This is a genomic window from Streptomyces sp. NPDC017225 (assembly GCF_044331465.1).
Classification (GTDB): domain Bacteria; phylum Actinomycetota; class Actinomycetes; order Streptomycetales; family Streptomycetaceae; genus Streptomyces.
The window spans coordinates 1-23,415 of sequence record NZ_JBIRNE010000036.1 but is presented as its reverse complement, the minus strand read 5'-3'; the positions used below and the strand labels follow the sequence as shown (position 1 = coordinate 23,415).

General features: G+C 73.6%; 18 protein-coding genes. 7 read left to right on the top strand and 11 right to left on the bottom strand.

Translation table 11 applies throughout. The features are described 5' to 3' along the window. Positions 1-144: 144 nt before the first annotated feature. From ACH4NX_RS37480 to metK, 4 genes are all read left to right on the top strand, one after another. Positions 145-1,911 (top strand): acyl-CoA dehydrogenase, encoded by a 1,767-nt coding sequence (locus ACH4NX_RS37480; RefSeq protein ID WP_398130311.1) that lies wholly within the window; start codon positions 145-147, stop codon positions 1,909-1,911. Positions 1,912-2,010: 99 nt separating this feature from the next. After that, positions 2,011-2,961 (top strand): 4'-phosphopantetheinyl transferase superfamily protein, encoded by a 951-nt coding sequence (locus tag ACH4NX_RS37475; RefSeq protein WP_351400647.1) that lies wholly within the window; start codon positions 2,011-2,013, stop codon positions 2,959-2,961. A gap of 243 nt (positions 2,962-3,204) precedes the next feature. After that, complete coding sequence (locus ACH4NX_RS37470; protein ID WP_398130310.1) at positions 3,205-5,415, top strand: condensation domain-containing protein; 2,211 nt, start codon at positions 3,205-3,207, stop codon at positions 5,413-5,415. A gap of 70 nt (positions 5,416-5,485) precedes the next feature. After that, the gene (metK, locus tag ACH4NX_RS37465) at positions 5,486-6,694 is read left to right on the top strand and encodes a methionine adenosyltransferase (protein WP_398130309.1); all 1,209 of its coding nucleotides are present in this window, start codon (positions 5,486-5,488) and stop codon (positions 6,692-6,694) included. A gap of 66 nt (positions 6,695-6,760) precedes the next feature. Here metK and ACH4NX_RS37460 read toward each other — a convergent pair whose 3' ends face one another. Beyond that, positions 6,761-8,158, bottom strand: a complete 1,398-nt coding sequence (locus ACH4NX_RS37460) for an MFS transporter (RefSeq protein WP_398130308.1) — start codon at positions 8,156-8,158, stop codon at positions 6,761-6,763. Positions 8,159-8,397: 239 nt separating this feature from the next. Here ACH4NX_RS37460 and abc-f point away from each other — a divergent pair, with 239 nt between their 5' ends. After that, positions 8,398-10,086, top strand: a complete 1,689-nt coding sequence (gene abc-f / locus ACH4NX_RS37455) for a ribosomal protection-like ABC-F family protein (protein ID WP_398130307.1) — start codon at positions 8,398-8,400, stop codon at positions 10,084-10,086. Between the two features lie 21 nt (positions 10,087-10,107). On the opposite strand, the gene ACH4NX_RS37450 is transcribed toward abc-f, so the two are convergent. From ACH4NX_RS37450 to ACH4NX_RS37405, 10 genes are all read right to left on the bottom strand, one after another. Continuing rightward, a complete protein-coding gene (locus tag ACH4NX_RS37450) occupies positions 10,108-11,100 on the bottom strand; it encodes a Gfo/Idh/MocA family oxidoreductase (protein ID WP_351400652.1) in 993 nt (330 codons plus the stop codon). A gap of 30 nt (positions 11,101-11,130) precedes the next feature. Then, the gene (locus tag ACH4NX_RS37445) at positions 11,131-12,597 is read right to left on the bottom strand and encodes an NDP-hexose 2,3-dehydratase family protein (protein WP_398130306.1); all 1,467 of its coding nucleotides are present in this window, start codon (positions 12,595-12,597) and stop codon (positions 11,131-11,133) included. Continuing rightward, positions 12,587-13,363 carry a thioesterase II family protein gene (locus tag ACH4NX_RS37440; RefSeq protein WP_398130305.1) on the bottom strand — a complete coding sequence of 259 codons (777 nt, stop codon included), beginning with the start codon at positions 13,361-13,363 and terminating at the stop codon, positions 12,587-12,589. The genes ACH4NX_RS37445 and ACH4NX_RS37440 overlap by 11 nt, the downstream gene beginning before the upstream one ends. Before the next feature lie 7 nt (positions 13,364-13,370). Then, complete coding sequence (locus tag ACH4NX_RS37435) at positions 13,371-13,976, bottom strand: dTDP-4-dehydrorhamnose 3,5-epimerase family protein (protein ID WP_398130304.1); 606 nt, start codon at positions 13,974-13,976, stop codon at positions 13,371-13,373. Beyond that, positions 13,963-14,967, bottom strand: a complete 1,005-nt coding sequence (gene rfbB, locus ACH4NX_RS37430; protein WP_351400656.1) for a dTDP-glucose 4,6-dehydratase — start codon at positions 14,965-14,967, stop codon at positions 13,963-13,965. The genes ACH4NX_RS37435 and rfbB overlap by 14 nt, the downstream gene beginning before the upstream one ends. Positions 14,968-15,013: 46 nt before the next feature. Further along, positions 15,014-15,925, bottom strand: a complete 912-nt coding sequence (rfbA, locus tag ACH4NX_RS37425) for a glucose-1-phosphate thymidylyltransferase RfbA (RefSeq protein WP_351400663.1) — start codon at positions 15,923-15,925, stop codon at positions 15,014-15,016. A gap of 79 nt (positions 15,926-16,004) precedes the next feature. After that, a complete protein-coding gene (locus ACH4NX_RS37420) occupies positions 16,005-17,144 on the bottom strand; it encodes a DegT/DnrJ/EryC1/StrS family aminotransferase (RefSeq protein ID WP_398130303.1) in 1,140 nt (379 codons plus the stop codon). Beyond that, a complete protein-coding gene (locus tag ACH4NX_RS37415) occupies positions 17,141-17,575 on the bottom strand; it encodes an FdtA/QdtA family cupin domain-containing protein (protein ID WP_351400658.1) in 435 nt (144 codons plus the stop codon). The genes ACH4NX_RS37420 and ACH4NX_RS37415 overlap by 4 nt, the downstream gene beginning before the upstream one ends. A 39-nt stretch (positions 17,576-17,614) precedes the next feature. Next, positions 17,615-18,874, bottom strand: coding sequence for a cytochrome P450 (locus tag ACH4NX_RS37410; RefSeq protein WP_398130302.1), 1,260 nt, complete (start codon positions 18,872-18,874; stop codon positions 17,615-17,617). A 51-nt stretch (positions 18,875-18,925) separates the two neighbouring features. Continuing rightward, the gene (locus ACH4NX_RS37405) at positions 18,926-20,161 is read right to left on the bottom strand and encodes a macrolide family glycosyltransferase (RefSeq protein WP_398130301.1); all 1,236 of its coding nucleotides are present in this window, start codon (positions 20,159-20,161) and stop codon (positions 18,926-18,928) included. A 314-nt stretch (positions 20,162-20,475) separates the two neighbouring features. On the opposite strand from ACH4NX_RS37405, the gene ACH4NX_RS37400 reads away from it, so the two are divergent. Both ACH4NX_RS37400 and ACH4NX_RS37395 read left to right on the top strand, forming a co-directional pair. Beyond that, on the top strand, positions 20,476-21,696 hold the full coding sequence (locus ACH4NX_RS37400; RefSeq protein WP_398130300.1) for a cytochrome P450: 1,221 nt from the start codon (positions 20,476-20,478) through the stop codon (positions 21,694-21,696). A gap of 76 nt (positions 21,697-21,772) precedes the next feature. Next, positions 21,773-23,415, top strand: a 1,643-nt coding sequence (locus ACH4NX_RS37395; RefSeq protein WP_398153388.1) for a type I polyketide synthase, incomplete at its 3' end; no start/stop codon positions are given.

The following is a 23,415-nucleotide window of genomic DNA, read 5'->3' as shown; positions in this document are numbered from 1 at the left end:
CCCCGGGGCCGGGCGCCGCCGTGGTCCGGCCGGGCTCCGGCACCGCTCCAGCGCCGCTGTGGCCGCTCACGAGGCGGCGCCGTCAAGGTGGCGTCCGGGCGTGCGAGAGGGCCGTCAGGGGACAAAGGAGCTGATCACCGCGCCATGACCGGCATAGCGGAGACCGCACCCGCACCCGGGTCCGGCGGCCCGCCGGGCCACTGGGAGGCGGACGCACGCGCGCGTGCGGCACGGCTGGAGACCCTGCTCGGTGACCCGTACGACCCGGCCAACCCGCACGGACTGCGTGCCCTGTTCGCGGCCGACGACCGGCGCGCCCCGCCGCCCGAGACCGAGGCCCTGCTGGACGAGGAGGGCTGGGCCGCCGAGTTCGTGCCCGTCGCGTACGGCGGCCGGCTCACCCGGGCCGACCTGCTCGCCCGGACCCTGCGCCCGGTCTTCCGGCGGGACGTCGCCCTGGGCTTCGGCCACGGCATCACGTCGATGTTCGCGACCGGCGCCGTCTGGGCGGCCGGGAGCGAACGCCAGCGGCACGAGCTGGCCGGACTGCTGCTGGCCGGCAAACGCGCCACGATCCTGCACCACGAGCTCGCCCACGCCAACGCCATCCTGCGGGACGAGTTCACCGCCCGTCCGGCGCCCGGCGGCGGTCACCTCCTGCACGGCCGCAAGGACGTCGTCATCAACGCCGCGCGCGCGAACGCCCATGTCGTCTACGCCCGCACCGACGCCGCGCGGGGACCGCGCAGCCACTCCGTGTTCCTCCTCGACCCCGCGCAGGCCGGACCCGGCACGACACGTCACCTGCCGCGGGTGGAGACCTCGGGCATGCGCGGAGCCCTCTTCAGCGGGCTGGAGTTCGACGGCCGTGCGGTGCCCGGCGACGCGCTCGTCGGCGGTCCGGGGGACGGCGTCGCCCTGGCCCTGCGCACCTTCCAGGTCAACCGCAGCGTGATCTGCGGTGTCGTCACCGCCGCCGCCGACACCGTCCTGCACTCCGCGGTCCGGGCCGCCACCACCGGGCGCAGCGGCCCCGTCGCCCGCCGCTGGCACAAGGCCCTCACCGGCGTCTTCGCCGACCTGCTGGCCTGCGACGCCATGGCCACCGTCGCGCTGCGCGCGCTCGGCCTGCTGCCCGGCCGGGCCCACGTCTTCGCCGCGGCCGTCAAGTACGTCGTCCCCGACCTGCTGCGGGAGAACCTGGAGGAACTGGCCGCGGTGCTGGGCGGCCGGGGCTACGACCTCGGCAGCCCGGAGTACGGAGCCCTCGGCAAGCTGGTCCGGGACCTGCCGGTCGCCGGACTCGGCCACGCCGGCACCGCCTCCTGCCAGGCCGTGATCGTCCCGCAGCTCAGGACGCTGGCGGAGTCCGCCTGGTTCGCCGAGGAGGAGCCGCCGCCCGAACTGTTCCGCTCGGGCGCCGACCTGCCCGCGCTGGACTACCGGACGCTGGGCATCGCGGGCGGCGGCGACTTCATGGCCGCGTCCCTGGCCGGTTCGGCCGCCCGCCTCGCCGCGGGCCGCCGGGTCGGCGGCCAGATCGGCGCGCTCGCCGAACTCGCCGAGGCGTTCGTCGCCGAACTGCGCGCCCTGCGGGAAACCTGCCGGACGCTGCCGCCCTACGGCAGCCGGGCGCTCGCCGACCCCGCCGTGTGCGTGCTGAGCGACCGCTACAGCCTGCTCGTCAGCGCCGCCGCGGTCCTCGGCGTCTGGGAGGGCCAGGACGGCACGGACCCCTTCCTCGCCGACGCCGCCTGGGCCGTGCTGGCCCTGTCCCGGATCGGCACCCGGCTCGGCGTCCCGGTACCCGACCTGCCCGACGGCTGCACGCGGCAGGTGCTCGACGAGCTGATACGCCGCTACCGGTCCGGCCTCGCCTGTGACCTGGACGCCACCGTCCTGGCCCAGTGACCGCCTCCGGCACCGCGGCCGGTCCCGGCGGCGGTGCCCGCGCGCGGACGGCACGCACCGCACCCCCGAGCGCCCGACCCATGGAAAGGGTGGACCGAAGTGAACCCCCTGACAGACGCAGTGAACCCCCTGACACGCGAACCGGACCGCCCCACGGACACCCCCCTGGCGGACACCCTCCCGGCACACACCGGAGCCGCCGGTACCGACCGCATCAGCGAGCCGATCCACGTCGGCGGCCCCGACGGCCCGTGGCAGGCCGTGCGCGAGGGCATGCGGCTGCGGGGCAACGCCGTGGTGTTCACCACCTGGGGCGAGTGGCTCGGCACCGCCGTCACCGATCCGGGCCTGCGTCCGCTCCTGGGCCGGGACTGGCAGCGCTACCGGCGCACCGAGGACCCGCTCATCCGCTACCGGTTCGTCACCTCGCGCCTGGTCACCAAGTTCACGGCCGCCGCCGCCCTGGGCGTCCGGGCCACCGACCTCAACCTGGCGTACAAGATCGGCGGCCGGCCCTATCTGCGCGGACTCGACCAGGTCGACATCAGTCTCACCCACACCGACGACCTGATCGCGGTGGGCGTGAGCCGCAACGGCAGGATCGGCGTGGACGCCGAACCCGCCGACCGCGCCATGTCGTTCGACCTGCTGCACAGCCATGTCTGCAGCCCCGCCGAACGCGCCGAACTGGAACTGCTGCCACAGGCGCGGCGGTCGGCGGCCCTGCTGCGGCTGTGGACCCTGAAGGAGGCGTACACCAAGGCCATCGGGCAGGGACTGCGGCTCGGCTTCACCGAGTTCGGATTCGGCGCCGACGGAGCGGGCCTGCTGACCCCCGGGGGCCGGCCCGCCTCCCGCGGCGAATGGGCCTTCAGCACGCACCGGGTGCTCGACCGCTACCTCCTGAGCGCCGCCTGCCACGACGCCGGCCTCGACGCCTCCCGCGACACCGCGGCCCGCACCATGCTCGACGAGGGGTTCATGGGAGCCGTCGCCGGCCTGCTCGCCCCCGAACCGCCGGTCGGGGCGGCAGCCGGGACCGGGACCTGACCCGTCGGGACCTGCCCGTGAGGAGACACCCGTCCGGGCGCCGGCCCCGTCCAGCGCCGTGTCAGCGCCGTGTCGGGGCCGTGTCGACGCCCGCGCGCATACTCGTCGGGCGTTCGCACAGAGGGGAGGGAGGGGCCTTCGAGCCGCACGCCGAGGTCGTGCACACAACCGTCGTGCACACAGCCGTACGCGTGGACCCTACGCCGTACGCGCGACCCGGAAGGTGCCCGCCCCGGACCGTCGATGACCGCCCACCACACCTCACCACCGCCGCCCGGCCGGGACACGACCATCGTGCTCGACCTCGGGCCGGCCCCCCACGACGACCCGGCACTGGAGGTGCACGGCCCGCTGGACGGGGACCGGCTGGAAGCCGCCCTCGACCAGGTCGCCGTCCACCACCCGGACGCGCCGGCCCCGCCGCACCGGATCGACCGCCACGGCCCGGCGCGCCACACGCTGCGCCTCAGCGCAGGGGCACCCGGCGCCGCCTTCCCCTGGGGCCTGCTCGCCGACCTGCTCACCCATCCGGCGGCCGGTGCCCGCGCCGCCCGGTCCGTGCCGCCCACCACGCTCCAGCGCGAACTGCTCGCCGACGCCGACGCCCACCCCGGCCGTCACGTGGAACGGCTGATCTGGGCCTGGCACGGCCGGCTCGACCTCGACCGGTTCCGTGCCTCCTGGCAGTCCGTCGTCGACCGGGAGAGCGTCCTGCGCGCCGCCTTCGGCGACGGGCCCGAGCCGCTGCTCCTGCTCCACGACGACGTGGACGCCGACGTCCTGTGGCTGCCGCAGGGCACCGTGGGCTGGCCCGACCTGGTCGAGCACGACCTGCGGCGCGGACTCGACCCGCGCCTGCCGCCCGGCCTGCGGGTCACCGTCCTGGGCGGTGGCTCCGCCGGGCGCGGCGGCGACACGCCGTCCAGGGTGCTGCTCACCTACCACCACGCGCTGCTCGACGACTTCAGCGCCCGCCTGCTCGTGCGCGAGTTCTACCGCGCCTACCTGGCCGGCGGCCGGCTGCCCGGCGGGGAACGACGCCCCGACATCCGGGACTACGTCCGCTGGCTGCACCGCCAGGACACCGCGCCGGCCCGGGACTACTGGTCGCACGCCGCGCCCCGCGCCGACGCCGTCTCCCCCGTCCCGCTCACCGCGGCCCCCGTCCCGCTCACCGCGGCCCCCGGCCCCACCACCGGGCGCACCGAGGTGCGCCTGGACGCGGCCCTCACCGAACGGCTCACCGCCTGGGCCGCGCACTGGGGCAGTACCGAGAGCGGTGTCCTGCAGACCCTGTGGGCCGTGCTGCTGTACCGGGCCAGCGGGGCAAAGGGCCCGGCACGGGTCCGCTTCGGCGTCGCCGTCCCCGGCCGCGGCATCACGCTGGAGGGCGCCGAACGCCTGCCCGCCCCGCTGCGCTCCCCGCTGCCGCTGAGCGTCGAGGTCGACCCCCGGTCCACGGTGGCGACCCTGCTCACCGAGGTGCGCGACCGGATCCTGGACATGACGGCCTACGAATGGGTCTCGCCCGGCCAGATCCGCGACTGGGCCGAGTCTTCGGTGGCCGGGTCTTCGCCGCCTGTGCCTTCGCCGTCCGTGTCATCGGGGACCGTGTCTCCGGCGGCCGAGTCCCCGCCACCCGTACCTCCCGCGTCCGCACCCACCGCGTCCACCCCCGCCGCGTCCGCGGCTTCGGCGGCCGCGCTCCCGGACGGCAGCCTCCTGGTCTTCGAAGGCGGCCCCCGTAACGTCGACGACCTGACGGCCGAACTCGCCGCGCAGGGCGTCCGGGTGGGGCGGCCCGAACCGCTGGGCGCCCGGACCGCCTTCCCCGTCACGCTCGTCACCCGGCGGGACGACGACGGCGGACTCGTCCTGACCGCGTCCCACGACCGCTCCCCGTACGCCGACGCCACCAAGGCGCTCACCGACAGCGCGTCGCTGCTGACCGAGGTGCCCTACCTGGCCGCCGACTCCACCACCGTCGCCGATCTGCTGCGCCTGCTGTCCACCGCCCCCGCCGCTCCTGTCCCCGCCGCGGCCGGCCCGTCCCACGCCCCCGTGCCCGAGGCACCGGCGGAAGCCCCGCTCGCCCCGCTGCGACCGGCCACCGGCCCCGGCGCGGGCACCGTGTGCCTCGTCCAGACGCACGGCCTGCCCCGGGCGCGCTACGAACGGCTGGCCGAGACCTACCGGGGCCCCGAGTCGGTCGTCCTGCTGCGCACGACCGCGGGCGGCGGCCACGCCGCACCGGGCCCGCCGCACGACACCGACCCCCCGCTCGTCCTCGCCGCCTTCTCCGGCGGAGGCACCGCCGCCTGCGAGATCGCCCGGCGCATCGCGACGGACGGAGGACGGCCCCCGCTCGTGGTGCTCACCGGCGCCACGACCGACGACGCCGCCTTCGCCCGGACGCTCGAATCCGTCGCCGCACGGGCCGGACACCCCAGGTGACCGGCTCGTCGGCGGCGCAGCGGCGGCCGGGTCCGCCGGCCGCCGTCGAAGGCCACACCACTGGAGAGTCATGTCCCGTCGCCTGTTCACCTCGGAGTCCGTGACCGAGGGCCACCCCGACAAGATCGCCGACCAGATCAGCGATGCCGTCCTCGACGCCTTGATCCGCGAGGACCCCGGCGCCCGTGTCGCCGTGGAGACGCTCATCACCACCGGTCAGGTGCACGTCGCCGGCGAGGTCACCACCACGGCGTACGCGCCGATCGCCCAGATCGTCCGGGACACCGTCCTGGCCATCGGCTACGACTCATCCCGCAAGGGATTCGACGGCGCCTCCTGCGGCGTGTCGGTGTCGATCGGCGCTCAGTCCCCGGACATCGCGCAGGGCGTCGACACGGCCTACGAGGCCCGGGTCGAGGGCGAGGACGACGAACTGGACCGGCAGGGCGCCGGCGACCAGGGCCTGATGTTCGGCTACGCCACCATCGAGACGCCCTCCCTGATGCCGCTGCCCATCGAGCTGGCCCACCGGCTCTCCCGCCGCCTGACCGAGGTCCGCAAGGACGGGACCGTGCCCTACCTGCGCCCGGACGGCAAGACCCAGGTCACCGTCGAGTACGAGGGCAGCCGCCCGGTACGCCTGGACACGGTCGTGGTCTCCTCCCAGCACGCCTCCGACATCGACCTCGACGCGCTGCTCACCCCGGACATCCGCCGGTACGTCGTCGAGCACGTCCTCGCGGAGCTGGCCGGGGACGGCATCAAGCTGGAGACCGACGACTACCGTCTGCTGGTCAACCCGACCGGCCGGTTCGAGATCGGCGGCCCGATGGGTGACGCGGGCCTGACCGGCCGCAAGATCATCATCGACACCTACGGCGGCATGGCCCGCCACGGCGGTGGCGCCTTCTCCGGCAAGGACCCCTCCAAGGTGGACCGTTCGGCTGCGTACGCGATGCGCTGGGTCGCCAAGAACGTCGTCGCCGCGGGGCTGGCGGAGCGCTGCGAGGTCCAGGTTGCGTACGCCATCGGGAAGGCCGAGCCGGTCGGCCTCTTCGTCGAGACCTTCGGCACCGGACGGGTCGGCCAGCGGCGTATCGAGGACGCCGTCACCAAGGTCTTCGACCTCCGGCCGGGCGCCATCGTCCGCGACCTCGACCTGCTGCGCCCCATCTACGCCCAGACCGCGGCGTACGGTCACTTCGGCCGTGAGCTGCCCGACTTCACCTGGGAACGCACCGACCGGGTCCAGCAGTTGAGGGACGCGGCCGGCCTGTGAGGACCGGCGCCGGGAACCGCCGGGCCGGATGCCTCGACCGGTCCGGCCCGGCGGTTCCCGGCCCGCTCACCGTCCCCGGCCCACCAGGCTCGCGGCCAGCAGTACCAGGCACGCGAAGGCCGCCGACGTGGCGAAGCCGCCCGGCATGCCACCGGTGTGCGAGGACACCGTGACGAGGGTCGCGAGGCCGACCGAACCACCCACGGACTGGAGCGCGTTGAGCACTCCGGCGGCACCGCCCGCCTCGTCGCCGCGCAGCCCCGAGGTGGCCAGCACGGTCGCCGGCAGCACACTGCACGCCATTCCGGCGCCGAGCAGCAGCAGCGCCGGCAGCACGGACGTGACGTAGGCGTGGTCCGTCGACAGCGTGGCCAGCCACAGGTTCCCGGCCGCCAGCATCGAGGCACCGGCCACCCACATCCGCCGGGCGCCCGTGTACCGCTCCAGGCGGGCCGCGGCGACCGCCGTGACCGCCATCGTGACCGGCAGCGGCAGCAGCGCGCAGGCCGTGGCGAGCGCCGACCACCCGTGCTCCCGCTGGAAGAACTGGTTGAGGAAGAAGTACGTCCCGATCAGCGCGCCCGGCACCGCGAGCGTGCCCAGGTAGGCGAGGAGCCGGTCACGGTCGGCGAACAGCCGGGGCGTCACGATCGGCTGCCGGGCCCGCCGCTCGACCACCGCGAACACGGCCAGCAGCGCGACCCCGGCGCACACCCACCCGGCGACCCCCGGGTCGCTCCACGGCAGTTCGGCGGCCCGGGTCAGCCCGTACACCAGCGCCGCCGCGCCCGACGCCGACAGCAGAGCCCCGGGCAGGTCGAACCGGCCGCGGTGGCGGGGCGTCTCGCGCAGCACCAGCGGCGCCAGCAGCAGGATCGCCAGGCCCACCGGCACGTCCAGCAGGAGCACCCAGCGCCACGAACCGAGCGAGGTCAGCGCCCCGGCGAGCAGCAGCCCGCCGGCCGTGCTGACGGCGCCCACGGTGGTGCACAGGGCGATGGCCCGCTTGCGGCAGCCGCCCTCCACGAAGGTGCTCAACAGCAACGCGAGCCCGCTCGGCGCCGCCAGGGCCGCCCCGGCGCCCTGCACGGCCCGCACGGCCACCAGGAACTCGCCCGACGGGGCCAGTGGCCGCAGCGCCGCGGCGACGGTGAACAGGGCGACGCCCGCCATGAACACCCGGCGGCGGCCCAGCAGATCACCGGCCCGGCCGCCGAGCAGCAGCAGCCCGCCGAAGGCCAGCAGATAGGCGTTGACCACCCACGAGGCGTCGACGGCGGACAGCCCGAGTCCCTCGCGCATGCCGGGCAGCGCGATGTTCACGATCGGGTCGTCGAGCTGGATCATCGCGTTGCACGCGGCGATCACCCCGAGCGCGGCGGCCGACCGGCCCCTGATGCGCGGGCGGGGCGCGGGCACCTGCCGCTCCCGCGTGACGGGCTGCTCCGAAACCTGCGCGGTCATGGCGGCCTCCTGGCGTTGTGACGACGACCGACGAACGCCGGTCACCCTGTCAACGCCCCCCGGAGAACCGCTCAGGAACCGCTTGAGGACGGCCGTACCCGTACCGCCCCGGCACCGTTTTCGAGCGGCTCTCCAGCGAGTCTCGAGCGATGGGGGCCACGGTCGGTACCACGCGCGCGGTCAGGCCGGGATGATGGACGACGGCACCGCCCGCCGACCGCCCCCCCCACCACCTGGAGATGCCTGTGCGACTGTCCTCACCCACCGCGTCCCGGGCGCATTCCCAGCTCACCCTCGAGGAGGTCACCAAGCGCTACGACGACCACGTCGTGCTGGACCGTGTCTCCCTCACCGTCAGACCCGGTGAGAAGGCCGGCGTCATCGGTGACAACGGATCGGGCAAGTCGACCCTCCTGCGGCTGCTCGCCGGCGTGGAGGGCGCCGACAACGGTGAGGTGACCGTCGCCGCTCCCGGTGGCGTGGGCCATCTGCCGCAGCGCCTCGACCTTCCCGCCGGGGCCACGGTGCGGGACGTCCTGGACCGGGCGTTCGCGGACCTCAGGGACCTGGAACGGCGGCTGCACGCGGCGGAGACGGCTCTCGCGGGTGACGACGGCCCGCGCCGGATGGCCGAACTGGGCGATCTGCAAGCCGAGTTCGAGGACCGCGGCGGCTACGAGGCCGACGCCCGCGCCGACGCCGCGCTGCACGGCCTCGGCCTGCCCGGCCTGGACCGGGACCGGGCCGTGGACACCCTTTCCGGCGGTGAGCGCTCCCGGCTGGCCCTGGCCGCCACCCTCGCCGCGGCCCCCGAACTGCTGCTGCTCGACGAACCCACCAACGACCTGGACGACCAGGCCGTGGACTGGCTGGAGAGGCGTCTGCGCGAGCACCGCGGCACGGTCGTCGTCATCACCCACGACCGCGCCTTCCTGGAGGCGGTCACCACCACGATCCTGGAGGTCGACCCCGACCGGCGCACCGTCAACCGCTACGGCGACGGCTACCAGGGCTACCTGACCGCCAAGGCCGCCGCCCGCGCCCGCTGGGAGCGCGAGTACCAGGACCACCTGGCCGAGATCGAGCGGCAGGAGACCCTGGCCGCCAACGCCGGACGGATGCTCGCCACCATCGCCAAGAGGGGGCCCTGGGCGTTCAGCGGTTCCGAGCACCACCGAGCCCGGTCCTCGAGCAGCTCCACCTCCAGCAAGGCCCGCAACGCCAACGAGCGGCTCAAGCGGCTCCAGGACAACCCGGTGCCGCGCCCGCCGGACCCGCTGCGGTTCACCGTGTCCCTCACCCCGGCCGGCGAACCCGCCGCCGACCCCGCCGATCCCGCAGACCCCGCCGCACCGCTGGCCGAGGTGACCGGCCTGGAGGTCGACGGTCGGCTGCGGCTGGACCACATGGCGGTCGCCCCCGGCGAACGGCTGCTCATCACCGGGCCGAACGGCGCCGGGAAATCCACCCTGCTGCGGGTTCTCGCCGGCGATCTGGAACCCGACCGCGGCACGGTCGTCCGCGCCGGGCACACCGGGTGGCTGCGCCAGGACGAGCTGCCCAAGCAGCCCCGCCGTTCGGTCCTCGCCGAGTTCGCCGACGGCCGTTTGGGCCACCCCGACGAGTACACGGAGGAACTGCTCGCCCTCGGCCTGTTCCGGCGCTCCGAACTCGCACTGCCGGTCGGCTCCCTGTCGGTCGGCCAGCGACGCCGCATCGACCTGGCCCGCCTGGTCACCCGCCCGGTGGACCTGCTGCTCCTGGACGAGCCGACCAACCACCTCTCGCCGCTGCTGGTGGAGGAACTGGAGGCCGCGCTGGCCGACTACACCGGCACGGTCGTCGTCGTCACCCACGACCGCCGGATGCGCCGCGCCTTCACCGGCACCCACCTGGAACTGGCGGGCGGCCGGCGGGTCACCGGCTGACGGCCCCGCGGGCGGTCCGTGTCAGACCTCGACGCGGACCGCCCGCGCCCGTGTCTCGTCCAGCAGTTCGGCCTGCCGCCGGGACTCCTCGCCCAGCGGACGCAGCCGGGACGACATCGCGCCGCGGTCGTGCACGGCGGCCGCGAAGAACCGCAGCACCGCCTCGAAGTGGTCCTCGGCCGGCACCGTGATCTCCTCCACGTCGCGGCCGGACGCGAGCCGGATCACCGGCGCGTGGCCGGCGGCCGTGGTGTAGACGTGCTCCACCGCGAGGGTGCCCGCGGCGCCCTGGACCTCGTACCAGGAGCGGTAGTGGTGCTCCATGCCGAAGCGCAGGTGCGCCGTCGCGCCGTCGGGCGCGGTCAGCAGGACGGCACCCGACAGGTCGACGCCGAGGCGCCGGCTGTGCCGCAGGCTCGCCCCGGCCACCGTGAGGCCGCGGCCGAGGAAGCGCAGGGCCGCGCGCAGCGGGTAGACGCCGCTGTCCAGCAGGGCGCCGCCCCCCAGCAGCGGGTCGTGACGCAGGTCGCCCTCGGGGCGGGGCGGGATGGTGAAGGCCGCGGACACGGCGCGCACGGGGCCCAGGACGCCGGAGTCGAGGAGTTCGGTCACCTTCCGGTGGGTGCCGTGGTGCAGGAACATGAAGTTCTCCAGCAGCACCAGTCCGCGGTCGTCGGCCAGCGCGAACAGCCGTCGCGCGTCCGCGCCCGTGGCCGCCAGCGGTTTCTCCACCAGTACGTGCTTGCCGGCCGCCAGTGCCCGCTCTGCCCATCGCGCGTGCAGCAGGGTCGGCAGCGACAGGTAGACGGCGTCGACGTCGGGCCGGGTGAGCAGATCCTCGTACGAGGCGGCGGGCGTGCCGCCGAAGCGGTCCGCGTAGCCGGCCGCGCGCCCGGCGTCCCGGGCGGCCACGGCCGTCAGCCGGAGCTCCGGGGTGCGCAGCAGCGCGGGCAGGGTCCGGCGGGCGGCGATGTCCGAGCAGCCGAGCAGGCCGAGGCGCAGAGGAGGGGGCATGACCGTCCGTGGGTGAGGGGCCGTCGGCCGTCAGTAGAGGGTGTGGGCGCAGACCACCAGGGTCCGCAGCTCGACGTTGAGATAGTTGCCGTGCGCCAGCAACTCGGTGAGCTGGGCGAACGTCAACCAGGCGTAGTCCGCGGGAGGTTCCTCGGGGAAGCCGTCGGGGGCCTCCACCACGGCGTAGCGGTTCTCCGCGTGGTAGAAGCGGCCGCCCTCCTCGGACTGCACGGTGTCGTAACGGAACCGCTCCGCGGGCGCGGTGAGCACGTCCATGAGGAACGGCGGGAAGGGCTCGGAGCCCGGTCCGGTGTGGTCGGCGGGCCGGCAGTGCACGGTCGGCGCCAGTTCCGCCACGTTCAGGTGCCCCACGTCCACCCGGGCCTGCACCAGGGCGTGCAGGGTGCCGCGGATGCGCTTGACGACGAGGGCCATCAGCCCGGGAACCTGCGGCTGGATCATCGGCTGCGTCCAGGAGCCCACCTCCCGGTTGCTGGCCGCGACGTCCGCGCCGATCACTCTGAAGCGCCGGCCGCTCTCGTGTCCGATCTCGGTGCCGGAGAACAGCCAGCCGTCCTCCGCGACCTCCCGCAGCGGCACCCGCCGCTGGTCGAGTTCGCGCAGTGCCCGTACACCGGTCAGCCAGCTGTGGATCTCCGTCATGCCGTGCACCGACGGGGCGGCGGGATCGTGGAAGGAACGAAGCACCGCGGCTGCGGCTGGATCGCCGTCCGGGTCGCCGGCCGGGTCCGGGCGGGCGCCGGCCGTCGGCAGACACGCCAGCACGGAGCGGCTGTCCATGTTGACCACGTTGTCCAGGCGCAGCAGCCGGAGCAGCTGGCCGAGCGTGAGCCAGCGGAACTCCTCGCCGGTCTCCACGTCCTCGTCGATCTCGACGATCATGTTGCGGTTGCGTTTGGCGAGGAACCAGTCGGCCTGCTCGGACTGGAGCACGTCCACCAGCACCCGGGAGCGTCCCCGCTCCAGGAACAGGTCCAGGAAGGGGATGCGCCGGCCCTGGTGCACTCCGGTGAAGTTGCTCCGGGTGGCCTGCACGGTGGGGGAGAGCTGGAAGGAGTTGACGTTGCCGGGTTCCATCTTGGCCTGCATCAGGAAGTGCACGACCCCGTCGATCTCCCGGGCCACGATGCCCAGCAGACCCACCTCCGGCTGCACGATGATCGGCTGACGCCGGCCGCGCGGGGGCAGGCCGTCGGCCGTCACGTGCAGGCCCTCCACGCTGAAGAACCGGCCCGACTCGTGCCGCAGGTTGCCGTCCGGCTCCTCGAAGTGCCAGCCACGCAGCTGGGAGAACGGCACCGGGGTCACCCGGTACTCGCCCCGGCGGGCCTGCTCGGCCAGCCACGGCCGCACCCGGCCGGCCGGCATCGGCGCGCTCTCGGGTGTCCGGGCCGACAGCAGCACCCGGCGGGCCGTCAGGGCCCGGTCCGCGGCCAGGGACACCGGTCCGGCCGGTGCCGGCAGGTCAGTGAGCATCGCCCAGTTCCTCCTCGATCAGCGAGCAGATCCCCGCCGTGTGGTCGTTGAGGAAGAAGTGGCCGCCGGGCAGGACGTGCAGGCCGAACGGCCCTGCGACCACCTCCGACCAGCGCCGGGCGTCGTCGGGTGTCACGTTCGGGTCGGCGTCGCCGGTCAGTACGGTGGTCGGCACGGACAGCGGCGGGCCCGGCCGGTAGCGGTAGGCGCCGGCCATCGCGTAGTCGTTGCGGATCGCCGGCAGCACCATGCTCAGCAGCTCCTCGTCCTGGAGCAGCGTCGGGTCGGTGCCCTGCAGACGGGTCACCCGCTCGACGAGCGAACGGTCGTCCAGCAGGTAGGCCGTGTCGGTGCGCGGGACGACCGGCGCCCGGCGCCCGGACAGGAACAGGTGCGCCGGGCTCCGGCCGGACGCCGCGAGCCGCCGGGCCGTCTCGAAGGCCAGGGTCGCGCCCAGGCTGTGCCCGAACAGCGCGAACGGGCCGTGCGTCCACTGCCGTACTTCCGGCAGTACCGCCTCGACCAGCTCCTCTACGGTGTCGACGAACGGCTCGCCGCGCCGGTCCTGGCGGCCCGGGTACTGCACGGCCAGCACCTCCACACCCGCCGGGGCCAGAGTGGCCGCGAAGCGCAGGTAGGCGGAGGCCGAGCCGCCCGCGTGCGGGAAGCACACCAGGCGGACGGTCGCGTCGTCGCAGGGGCGGTAGCGGCGCAGCCATCCGGTGGGGACGGCGGCCGGCCCGCGTGCGGTGGTGGGGGCAGTCACGGTGGTGTCAGCTCCTCGGACGAGGGGGAGAGGGAGAGGGAGCGGGCGGCGAGTAGTGCGGCAGTCTGCCGGAGGCGAGGACCTCTGCGAGCGAGGGGGCCGCCGCGTCCTTGGCCGAGCGCACGGGCGGACCGGCCAGGTCCCAGGGCAGTCCCAGCTCCGGGTCCAGGGCGTCCAGGTCGACCATCGCGCCGGGCACGTACTCGGTGGACAGCAGGTAGTTGACACAGGTGCCGTCCTCCAGCGCGAGGAAGGCGTGCCCGACGCTGCCCGGCAGGTACAGGGCGACCCCGTCGTCGGCCGACATCCGGGTCACCTCGTACCGGCCGAAGGTGGGCGAACCCACCCGCAGGTCGACCATGACATCCAGCATCGACCCGCGTACGCAGGTCACCAGCTTGCTCGCGCCGTCGGGTACGTCGTTGCAGTGCACGCCGCGCAGCACGCCCTTGCGGGACACGGAGTTGTTGACCTGGCGGACCGAGAACGGCAGTCCGGTCCGCTCGGTGAGCACGCTGTACCTGGCGGCCTCGTAGAAGTGGCCGCGCTCGTCGGACAGCCGCTCGGGCAGCACCCGGTAGGTGCCGGGGATGCCGGTCTCATCGACGCGCACGGCCACCCGCCTCCCGAGAGTCCGCCTTCAGCGGCTCCCACCAGGCGCGGTTGTCCCGGTACCACGCCACCGTGTCCGCCAGCCCCCGGTCGAGGCCCGTCCGCGGGGCGTAGCCCAGCTCGGTGGAGATCTTCGTGGTGTCCACGGAGTACCGGCGGTCGTGTCCGGCGCGGTCCGTGACCGGGCGCACGGCGGAGGCGTCCCGCCCGCACAGCTCCAGCAGCCGGCCGGTCAGTTCCCGGTTGGTCAGTTCCGTGCCGCCGCCGATGTTGTAGACCTCGCCCGGCCGGCCCTTCGCCGCGACCAGCGCGATGCCGCGGCAGTGGTCGTCCACGTGCAGCCAGTCCCGGCTGTTGCCACCGTCCCCGTACAGGGGCACGGTCAGCCCGTCGACGAGGTTGGTGGTGAACAGCGGGACGAGCTTCTCCGGGAACTGGTACGGCCCGTAGTTGTTGGAGCAGCGGGTGACGCACAGTTCCAGTCCGTGCGTACGGTGGAAGGCCAGCGCCATCAGGTCCGAGGAGGCCTTGGACGCCGCGTACGGCGAGTTGGGCGCCAGCGGGTGCTCCTCCGGCCAGGAGCCGGTCTCGATCGACCCGTACACCTCGTCCGTGGAGACGTGCACGAACCGCCCCGCGCCGGCGCGGACCGCGGCGTCCAGCAGCGTCTGCGTGCCCTGCACGTTGGTGCGCACGAAAGCGGACGCGTCCTGGATGGAGCGGTCCACGTGCGACTCGGCCGCGAAGTGCACCACCAGGTCGACGTCGCGCATCAGCCGGCCGACCAGCGGCGCGTCGCAGATGTCGCCGTGCACGAACTCCAGCCGGTCGTCGGCGCGCACCGGATCGAGGTTGGCCCGGTTGCCGGCGTAGGTCAGCGCGTCCAGGACCACCACCCGGGTCGCCGCCAGGCCCGGATAGGCGTCGGCCAGCAGTTCTCTGACGAAGTGCGAGCCGATGAAGCCCGCTCCTCCGGTCACCAGGACACGCATCGGCAAGGGCCTTTCACGAAGGGGTGGTTGGGTGGGGGCGCGCCGCTCAGGCGGCGGAGAAGCCGACGGCGTGCTCCGAGGCCCGGGCCGCGGCCCGGCGGGCGGTCTCCTGTACGTAGCGGCCGTAGCCGGACTCGCCCAGCTCCCGGCCGAGCGCGTGGCACTGCTCCGGACCGATGAAACCCATCCGCAGGGCGATCTCCTCGACGCACGCGATGCGCTCGCCCTGGCGCTGCTCCAGCAACTGCACGTACTGGCCGGCCTGGAGCAGGGAGTCGTGGGTGCCCATGTCCAGCCAGGCGAAGCCGCGCCCCAGAGCGGTCAGCCGGGCCCGGCCCGCGGCCAGGTACGCGCGGTTGACGTCCGTGATCTCCAGTTCGCCCCGCGCGGAGGGGGCGAGCGACCGGGCGATGTCCACCACGTCGTTGTCGTAGAGGTACAGGCCGGTGACCGCCAGGTTGGAGCGCGGCTTGACCGGCTTCTCCACCAGCGACACCAGACGTCCCTCGGCGTCGACCTCACCGACGCCGTAGCGCTGCGGGTCATTGACCGGGTAACCGAACAGCTCGCAGCCGTCCAGCCGGGCCGCGGCCTGGTGGATCACGGACGAGAAACCGGGGCCGTGGAAGACGTTGTCCCCCAGGATGAGCGCGACCGGGCTGTCCCCGATGTGCTCCTGCCCGATCAGGAAGGCCTCCGCGATGCCCCGAGGCTCGTCCTGGGCGGCGTAGCTCAGCTCCAGACCGAGCCGCGAGCCGTCGCCGAGCATCGAGCGGAACATACCGAGGTGGTCCCGGGCCGAGATGATCAGGATGTCCCGGACACCGGCCAGCATCAGCACCGACAGCGGGTAGTAGATCATCGGCTTGTCGTACACCGGGAGCAGTTGCTTGGAGATCGTGCCCGTCAGCGGTCGCAGCCGGGTGCCGCTGCCGCCGGCCAGGACGATCCCCTTCATCGGCCGCCTGCCCGGTCCGGTACCGGCCGCCTGCCACGGCGCCGGCCCGGCCGGGCTGACCGAGGTGTTCCGTACAACGTCAATCATGACTGGTCTCCGTCGCCTCGCGGACCGCCGCGATGACGGCCGTGACGTCCTGCGCGGTCAGTTGCGGCCCCATGGGCAGGCTCAGCACCTCGTCGGCCAGGCGCTCACAGCGGGGCAGCGGCCCGGTGGCCGCTCCCGCGTACGCCTCGGACCGGTGCACGGCCACCGGGTAGTGGACCAACGTCTCCACCCCGGCGGCCTCCAGCGCGGACACCAGCGGGGCACGGCGCGCGGCACGCACCACGTACTGGTGCCACACCGGCTCGGCCCACGACCGCACCGCGGGCACGGCCAGCCCCGGCAGCCCGGCCAGACCTTCGGTGTAGTGGGCCGCGACCTCGGCCCGGCGGGCGTTCCACCGGTCCAGGTACGGCAGCTTCACCCGCAGCGCGGCGGCCTGGATCTCGTCGAGCCGCGAGTTCCTGCCGGGCACCTCGTGCCGGTACTTGACCCGCGAACCGTAGTTGCGCAGCAGCCGGACCCGCTCCGCGAGCCGCGCGTCGGACGTCACCACCGCGCCCGCGTCGCCCAGCGCCCCCAGGTTCTTGCCCGGGTAGAAACTGAACGCGGCCGCGTACCGGGAACCGGCCCGCCGGCCCCGGTACCGCGCCCCGTGCGCCTGCGCCGCGTCCTCGAGGACCGGGATGCCCCGGGCGGCGGCCACGGCGTCGATCGCGTCGAGGTCCGCCGGATGCCCGTAGGGATGCACCGGCATGACGGCCCGCGTCCGCGGGGTGATCGCGTCCGCCAGCCGCTGCGGATCCATCAGGTACGAGTCGGCCTCCGGCTCCACCGGAACCGGCCGCGCCCCGACCGCAGACACCGCCAGCCAGGTGGCGATATAGGTGTGCCCGGGCACGATCACCTCGTCCCCGGGGCCCACCTCCAGAGCCCGCAGGATCAGCTCCAGCGCGTCCAGGCCGCTGCCCACGCCGACACAGTGGTCGTTCTCGCAGTAGCGCGCGAACTCCGCCTCGAACGCGGACAGTTCCGGGCCCAGCAGATAACGGCCCGAGCGGGCCACCCGCAGCACGGCCGCGTCGACGCGCTCCTGCACACCGTCCAGCGCGTGCAGGTCCCGCAGGTCGTGGAAGGCCACCCGCCTCGCGCGCGCCGGCGCCGCGGCGGTCACCGCGGCCTCCCCGCGGCGGCCCGGAACTCGGCGTAGTCGCGGTAGTAGTCCGCCTCGTCGTAGTGCAGCGAGGCCAGTACCAGAGCCACCGCGCCCGGTGAGAAGTCCTTCAGGTTCCGCCACACCATCGGGCCGACGTACAGCCCCCGCCCCGGGTCGTCCAGCCGGAAGTCGGCCTGGTTCGTCCCGTCGTCCACGGTGATCGTGAAACCACCGTGGACGGCGATCACCAGCTGCTCCAGCGCCCGGTGCGCGTGACCGCCGCGGGAGGAGCCCACGTCGGGGTCGTGCAGGTAGTACACCCGCCGGATCGGGAAACCGGCCGTCCATTCGGACTCCACGACCGAAAGGCTGCCCCGTTCGTCGACGTGCTGCTCCAAGTCGATGACGGTGCAGGGCCTCAGCCCGCCCACCGTCACTTCCGTAGTCATCCCCACCGCCACGATCGAGCTCCCTGTATGAGGGCCCGCTCAGCCGCGGGCGACGGAGACCGGCAGATGACGGGCGGTCAGCTGATCCGCCTCGTAGAACTCCGCCCGGTCGTGGTGGACGGTGAACGAGGAGAACGCGTCGAGGACCAGATTGAGGAAGACCTTCGCCTCCATACGGGCCAGGAACGCGCCCAGGCAGTGGTGGATGCCGTGACCGAACGCCATGTGCTTGTTGGCCGAACGGTGCACGTCGAAGGTGTCCGGGTCCGGGAACTGACGCGGGTCACGGTTGGCGGACTGGCTCCACGCCACCACCATCTGCCCCGCCTTCATCGGCACACCGAGGATGTCGGTGTCCTCCTTCAGCAGCCGGAAGATGTTGTTGAACGGGCTGCGGAAGCGCAGCGTCTCCTCCACGGCCGCCGGGATCAGCGAGCGGTCCGCACGCAGTTCGGCCTGTGCCCCGGGGTGCTGGTCCAGCACGATGAACAGGTTGCTCAGCAGCGTGGCACTGGAGATGTGACCCGCCGTCAGCAGCAGCGCGACGATGTTGACGATCTCCTCGTCGGTGAGCCGGCGCCCGTCGACCTCGGACTCGATCAGACCGCTCATCAGGTCGTCGGCCGGCCGCTCCCGCTTCTCGGCGATCTTCGCGTAGAGATAGGCCGCCCACTCCTTGATGGCCGGGCCCATCGTCTCGGCGAAGTCGTCCGGCAGGTTCGGGTACTCCATCCCCTCGTTGTTGAGGATGACGTCGACCCACTCCCGGAACAGGTCCTGGTCCTCGGCCGGCACCCCCAGCAGCTCCGCGATCACCGTCACCGGCAGCGGATACGCCAGGTCCGTCACCACGTCGACCTCGGTGCGCCCCTCCAGGTCGGCCAGCAGCCGACGGGTGATCTCCTCGATCCGCGGCTCCAGCGCGGCCATCCGGCGCGGGGTGAACGCCTGGCTGACCAGCTTGCGCAGCGGACCGTGCCGGGGCGGGTCGATGCCGCCGAAGGTACCCGGGCCCATCAGCAGGGCCAGCTCCTCGGGCACCGGGAACACCGGCGAGAAGTCCGAGGAGAAGAGCTGCGGGTTGGTCGAGACGGTGTTGTAGTCCTCGTAGGAGAACACCTGCCACGCGAACCGCGTCGCGTCCCAGAACACCGGCGCCTCGCGGCGGGCGCGCGCGAACCAGTCGAGCAGCCGGGCGGCGTCGGCGTCGGCCGGCTGCGCCAGCGGGTGGGGTGTCTCGGCGTCCTGGCCGGTCTCGGCGGTGACCTCGGCGGTGACCTCGGCGGTCTGTGTCGTCATGTCGCTTCCTGAGGGTCGTGAGAAGTCGGAGAGTGGCTTGTGCCGCGGCACTCAGGCCGCGGCGGCCGCAGCCGGAACGAGCAGTGCCTCGACCGCGTCGGCGGCCGCCGCGGGACCGCCGGCGGCCTCGATCTCGCCGCGCAGCCGCGCCACCGCCGCCCGCACCTCGGCACTGCCGGTCAGGGCCAGCGCCGTCTCGCGCAGCCGCTCGGGCGTGACGTCCTTGCGCAGGACCTTGGCACCCACACCCAGCTGCTCGGCGCGGGTCGCGGTCGCGTGCAGCTCCGCCATCTGCGGTACGGCGATCACCGGCACGCCCTCGGAGACGGCCTGCAGCACGGTGCTCGTACCGCCGTGGTTGATCATCAGGGAGGCGTGCGCGAGCACCGCGCCCTGCGGCGCGAAGTCGTACACCCTGACGTGCGGCGGAACGTCGCCGAGTTCACCCTCGGCCACCCCGCCCGCGTGCGTGACGACGACGTCCCAGTCGGTCTCGCGGAAGGCTTCCACGCAGGCCCGGAAGAAGTCCGGCTGCTTGTTGTACAGCGTGCCGAGGCTGACCAGCGCCAGCGGCCGGCCGGTGCCGGGCGGCTCCCACTCGCCGTGGAAGGAGTTGGCGCTCGTGCACGGGCCGACGAACCTGACCTCCTCGCCGAAGGTGTCACCCGCGTACTGGAAAGCCCGCGGCAGGTACACCAGCGCCGGACCCGAGTGCACCTCGGCCGCGAAGTCCCCGATGGACTTCTCCACCCGGTGCTCGGCGAGCAGCCCGGCCACCGCCTCGAACAGGGCGCCCGTACGCGGGTCCTCGGCCTGCTCCTCGGCCGTGTCCACCGGCGGATGCAGCGACCAGTGCTCGTTGGCCACATAGGTCGGGGTGCTGCGGATCACCGGCACACCCCACTTGGCCGCCAGGATGTGCCCGCTCCAGAACGACGACGGATCGCACACGAACACGTCGGGCCGGCCGGCCCCGTCGCCGAAGTGCCGCTCGAAGTCCCCCAGTGTCTGCCGGGTCAGATCCAGCATCCACGTCATCATGTTCACGAACTCCTGCTGGTCCGTGTACTCGGCCGCGTCCTGCTTCGGCACCATCGTGTCCCAGAAGCGGTCCTGGTCCAGGGCGTACGGAAGGAACTCGGCACCCGTGGCGAGAACACGCTCGCGGTAGTTCTCCGACAGGGCGTACGTGACCCGGTGTCCGCGCGCGACGAGTTCCCTCGCCACGGACAGCGTCGGATTCACATGACCTGCCGCGGGGAGAATGAAAAAGGCGATGTGCGCCATCGGGCCAGCCCTTCGAGGCGAATCGGATACGACGTGCCGGCACACCCCCGACCAGGGGGCGAGACACCACGGCCGCCGGTACTGACCCGGCGCGGTCACCAGCCGGCCGGTGGTGCCTGACCACCGTGCACCGGCGCCCTCTAATGCTCGTCGCTGGTCGCTCGCATTCCGCTCCAGCGCCGCTCGAATTCCCGTTTTCCATGGTCGCCGGTTGGCACAATCCCTTTCCTGCCCGCGAAATCCGTGCCGCGGCGCCGTCGGGTGCTGTTCCGGTGAAAGGTCCCCCCGGGTCCGTACACAGAGGAGATTCCGCCATGACCTGCCCTCATGCCGCCACGGCCGTCGGAACCGTCCGCACCTACCCCTTCGGCGACCACGCCGACCTGCGACTCGACCCCGCCTACGCCGAACTGCGCGCCACCTCGCCCGTGGCCCGCGTCCGCATGCCCCACGGCGGCGAGGCCTGGCTGCTGACCCGGCACGCCGACGTCAAGAAGGCCTCCGCCGACCCCCGGCTGAGCATGCACGCCGCCGCCGACCGGGACGTGCCGCGCGCCGCGCCCCGCGCCCTGGACTCCGTCGGCCTCATGGGCATGCCCCCCGAGTCGCACGCCCGGCTGCGCCGCCTGGTCTCCCGCGCCTTCACCGCCCGCCGCGTCGCCGCCCTGCGCCCCCGCATCGCCGAGATCACGCACCACCTCGTCGACGACCTGATCGCCGACGGCGGCCCCGCCGACCTCGTGGCCCGGCTCGCCCTGCCCCTGCCCACCGCCGTCATCTGCGAGATGCTCGGCATCCCCCGCACCGACCAGCACATATTCCGGTCCTTCACCGAAGCTCTCATGTCCGCCAGCCGCTTCACCGAGGAACAGGTCGCCCAGGCCGCCGAGGAGTACGCCGACTACCTGCGCGGCTACGTGGCCCAGCGCCGCGCACACCCCGAGGACGACCTCCTGAGCGCCCTCGTCGAAGCCCGCGACGAGGAAGGACGGCTCAGCGAGAACGAACTCCTCATGCTCACCGGCGGCATGCTCGTCGGCGGCCACGAGACCACCGCCAACCAGCTCGCCGGCCAGGTCCTGGTACTCCTCGACGACGACCGCCGCGGTTACGAGCGGCTGATCGCCCGCCCCGACCTGGTCCCCGCGGCCGTCGAGGAACTCCTGCGCTACGTCCCCCTGTGGGCCAGCGTGGGCCCGAGCCGCGTCGCCACCGAGGACGTCGAGATCGGCGGCGTCACCATCCGCGCCGGCGAGGCCGTCGTCTACTCCCTCGCCTCCGCCAACCGTGACGAGACCGTCTTCGAGGCCCCCGACGCCGTGGTGCTCGACCGCGTCGCCAACCCCCACATCGCCTTCGGCCAGGGCCCTCACTTCTGCCTCGGCGCCCCCCTGGCCCGCGCCGAACTCCAGTGCGCGCTCGAGGCCCTCACCGGCCGGCTCCCCGCACTGCGCCTCGCCCGGCCCGCCGCCGAACTCGACTGGCACCGCGGAATGCTCGTCCGCGGCCTCGTCGAACTCCCTGTCACCTGGTGATTCCAGCGGCGCTCATGCCGCATTCCCCATTCTTGCCCGTGGGCCCTCGCACCTCATCCCTGGCTATGGAGAATTCATGACCCCGAAGACCCGTGAGCAGCACACGGAGGACAACGACATAGCCGTCGTGGGCATGGCGTGCAGGCTTCCCGGAGCCGCCACCGTCGGGGAGTTCTGGCACCTGCTGCGGGACGGCCGCGACGCCGTCACCCCGCAGGCCGACGGCACCCGGCGCGGCGCCCTGCCGGCACACGGCGAGTTCGACGCCGGATTCTTCGGGATGAACCCCGCCGACGCCGCCGCCGCCGACCCCCAGCACCGCCTGGTCCTCGAACTCGGCTGGGAAGCGCTGGAGCACGCCGGGATGATCCCGGCCCGCCTCCGCGGCACCCGCGGCGGCGTGTACGTCGGCATCGCCTCCGACGACTACGCCACCCTCACCCGCGCCGCCGGACGTACCGACGGCTACACCGCCACCGGCCGCCACCGCGCCATGGCCGCCAACCGGCTCTCCCACCTGCTCGGCCTGCGCGGGCCCAGCATGGCCGTCGACACCGCCCAGTCCTCCGCACTCGTCGCCGTCCACCTCGCCTGCGAGAGCCTGCGCCGCGGCGAGAGCGACCTCTGTCTGGCCGGCGGCGTCAACCTCATCCTCGCCGAGGACAGCACAGCAGCCATGGAGATGATGGGCGCCCTCTCCCCCGACGGCCGCTGCCACACCTTCGACGCCCGCGCCAACGGATACGTGCGCGGCGAGGGCGGCGGCGTCCTCGTCCTGAAGCCGCTGCACCGCGCCCTCGCCGACGGCGACCGCGTGCACTGCGTCATCAAGGGCGGTGCCGTCAACAACGACGGCGGCGGCCCCAGCCTGACCACACCGGACCAGGCCGCCCAGGAGGCCGTGCTCCGCGAGGCCTACGAGCGCGCCGGCGTCCCCGCCGGACACGTGGGCTACGTCGAACTGCACGGCACCGGCACCCGCGCCGGCGACCCCGTCGAGGCAGCCGCCCTGGGTGCCGTCCTCGGCACCGCCGCCGGCCGCCGCACCCCGCTGGCCGTCGGCTCCGCCAAGACCAACGTCGGTCATCTCGAAGGCGCCGCCGGCGTCGTCGGCCTCCTCAAGGCCGCCCTCGCCGTACGCGAGGGCGAACTGCCGCCGAGCCTCCACCACACCACGCCGAACCCGGACATCGACCTGGACGGGCTCAACCTCACCGTCCAGACCGAACTGGAGTCCTGGACCACCGACCCCCAAACCCCACGACTCGCCGGCGTCTCCGCCTTCGGCATGGGCGGCACCAACGCGCACGTCGTCCTGTCCCAGGCCCCGGCGCCCGCCCCGGCCGAAGGCGACGACGCCGAGCCCGGCCACCACCTGCCGGTGGTACCGGTCGTCGTCTCCGGCCGTACCGCGGAAGCCCTGCGCGACCAGGCCGCCCAACTGAGCGCCCATGTGGAGCACACACCGGAACTCGCCCTGCGCGACGTCGCCCGGACCCTCGCCGACACACGTACGGTCTTCGCCCACCGCGCCGTTGTCCTGGCGGGCGACCGCGGGGAACTCCTGACCCGCCTGGAGCGCTCCGCCGTGCACGGCGTGGTCACGGAGCCGAATGCCTGCGGTCGGACGGTGCTGGTGTTCCCGGGTCAGGGGACGCAGTGGGCGGGGATGGGGCGTGAGCTGCTGGACACGTCGCCGGTGTTCGCGGCTCGTCTGGG